This window comes from Kitasatospora sp. NPDC001225, from assembly GCF_053597855.1.
On the sequence record NZ_JBSFJC010000392.1, the window covers coordinates 1 to 2009 of the forward strand.

A 2009-nucleotide genomic window follows, 5' to 3' on the forward strand; every position below is an offset into this window, starting at 1 on the left:
CGTCGATCCACCAGACCAGGTCGTACGCCGTGCGGAAGCTCTGGGCGTACTGGAGCGCCAGGGTGCTCTTGCCGACCCCGCCCAAGCCGTGCACGACCACCGCCGCCGCACCGGGCCCGGGCCGTTCGGCGGTCAACGCCTCGCGCAGCGCGGCCAGTTCCCGTTGCCGGCCGGTGAAGCGGGCGTTCGGCTGGAGCAGGTGGACCAGCCCGTCGGCCGGGGTGTCGGCCGCCGAGCGCAGCGCCTCGGCGGGCAGCACGACGGTGGTGGTCTGGGTGACCATCACACCGTCGTTGCTGCTGTTGACGTTGGAGATCTGCCCGGCGCCGTGGAAGTGGTGGACGGACGACGTCACCGGGCGCCGTCCCCGTGGACGGCCGTCCTGGTGCTCATCGTCCCCTCGTTGGTACCGGTGTTGACGATGGAGCCCTGGCCCGACACCACGACGGTGACCGAGGACGGCTCCGGCCGCGGCAGCGCGGCGGCCAGCTCCGCCAGCAGTTCGGGATCCTGGCGCAGCGTGCGCCGAACGGCCTGCCGCAGCGCCGCCTGGGCGTCCGGGTTCGCGTCGTCCTGCACCGCCTCGGCGACGTCCGACTCCAGCGCCTCGCGCTGCCGCTCGTCGCGCCGGCGCCACACCCGCTGGAGGATGCGGGTGCCGAGGCCCACGGTGGCGCTCGCGGCCGCGTCCTCGGCCCGGGTCAGCACCGAGTCGCCGTACGCGGCGAGCGCGGCGCCGATCGGCGGGCCGGCCAGCTCCATGAAGGCGTCGAGTTCCATGGCTCCCCCTCGAAGTCCCGTGCCGTGGCGGCCGGACGGAGTGAATCGGCCACAGCGTAGGGAACCGGCGGCGGCGGTGGGCCCGGTACGCGCGAAACGGTCGGTCTCGATCCGGTGTCGGTCGGCCGGCAGTGCCGGACGGCGGAGTTCCGCCCGGGAACATCGCCACCACACCGCGCAGTTGGGACGGACGGGTCCGCCGCCCTGGTCGGGTGCCGGGGCCTGCCCGTCACCCCGGCGGCCGGGCCGGGCCGGCGCCCCGGGCGGGATATCGGGAGCGGCCGCCGGTCTCCGTGACGCAGACTGGGGCGAGTATTTTTCACACCGGAGGATGGATTTTCATGGCTGACCGGCCTTTGACGCTGATGGCAGTGCACGCCCACCCCGACGACGAGGCGAGCGGGACCGGGGGTGTGCTGGCCCGGTACGCGGCGGAGGGCATCCGTACGGTGCTCGTGACGTGTACGGACGGCAGGTGCGGCGACGGCCCGGGAGGGGTCAAGCCCGGCGAGGACGGGCACGACCCGGCGGCCGTCGCCGCGATGCGCAGGAAGGAACTGGAGGCCAGCTGCGAGGTGTTGGAGGTCGGGCACCTGGAGCTGCTGGAGTACGCCGACTCCGGGATGATGGGCTGGGAGAGCAACGACGCGCCCGGCTCGTTCTGGAACACGCCGGTGGCGGACGGCGCCGCCCGGCTCGCCGAACTGATGCGGCACTACCGGCCCGACGTGGTCGTCACCTACGACGAGAACGGGTTCTACGGCCACCCCGACCACATCCAGGCCCACCGCATCACGGTGGCGGCGCTGGAACTGGTCGACCTGTCGCCGAAGGTCTACTGGACGACGGTGCCGCACTCGGCGGTGCGGCGGTTCGGGGAGGTCATGCGGGAGTCCGGCCCCGACGGGGAGCGGTCGGAGCCGGTGGAGCCGGTGGAGGCTGCCGAGCTGCCCGAGATCGGCCTGCCGGACGAGGAGATCAGCACCTGGGTGGACACCACCGCCTTCGGCGGCCGGAAGTTCGACGCCCTGGCCGCGCACGCCAGCCAGGGGGACAACATCTTCTTCCTGCGGATGGGCAAGGAGCGGTTCACCGAGCTGATGGGCGTGGAGACCTTCGTCCGGGTCAGGGACACCACCGGCGCGGCCCTCCCGGAGAACGACCTCTTCGCCGGCCTGCGCTGAGCCCGGGGCAGTAGTGTGCCGGCGGCGGGGGGGGGACCGCCCCCC

Annotated in this window: 3 protein-coding genes; 1 reads left to right on the plus strand and 2 read right to left on the minus strand. The window is 73.4% G+C overall.

From position 1 onward, the window contains the following. Positions 1-355, minus strand: a 355-nt coding sequence (locus ACWDCZ_RS40795) for an AAA family ATPase (protein WP_449818651.1), incomplete at its 3' end; no start/stop codon positions are given. Further along, a complete protein-coding gene (locus ACWDCZ_RS40800) occupies positions 352-780 on the minus strand; it encodes a hypothetical protein (protein WP_449818652.1) in 429 nt (142 codons plus the stop codon). The genes ACWDCZ_RS40800 and ACWDCZ_RS40795, both read right to left, overlap by 4 nt. A gap of 341 nt (positions 781-1121) precedes the next feature. On the opposite strand from ACWDCZ_RS40800, the gene ACWDCZ_RS40805 reads away from it, so the two are divergent. Then, positions 1122-1964 carry a PIG-L family deacetylase gene (locus ACWDCZ_RS40805; protein ID WP_117486009.1) on the plus strand — a complete coding sequence of 281 codons (843 nt, stop codon included), beginning with the start codon at positions 1122-1124 and terminating at the stop codon, positions 1962-1964. Positions 1965-2009 lie beyond the last annotated feature (45 nt).

Excerpts from the sequence above, each read along its gene's own strand:
- ACWDCZ_RS40800 (WP_449818652.1), bottom strand. The coding sequence starts at position 780 with ATGGAACTCGACGCCTTCATGGAGCTGGCCGGCCCGCCGATCGGCGCC.
- ACWDCZ_RS40805 (WP_117486009.1), top strand. The coding sequence starts at position 1,122 with ATGGCTGACCGGCCTTTGACGCTGATGGCAGTGCACGCCCACCCCGAC.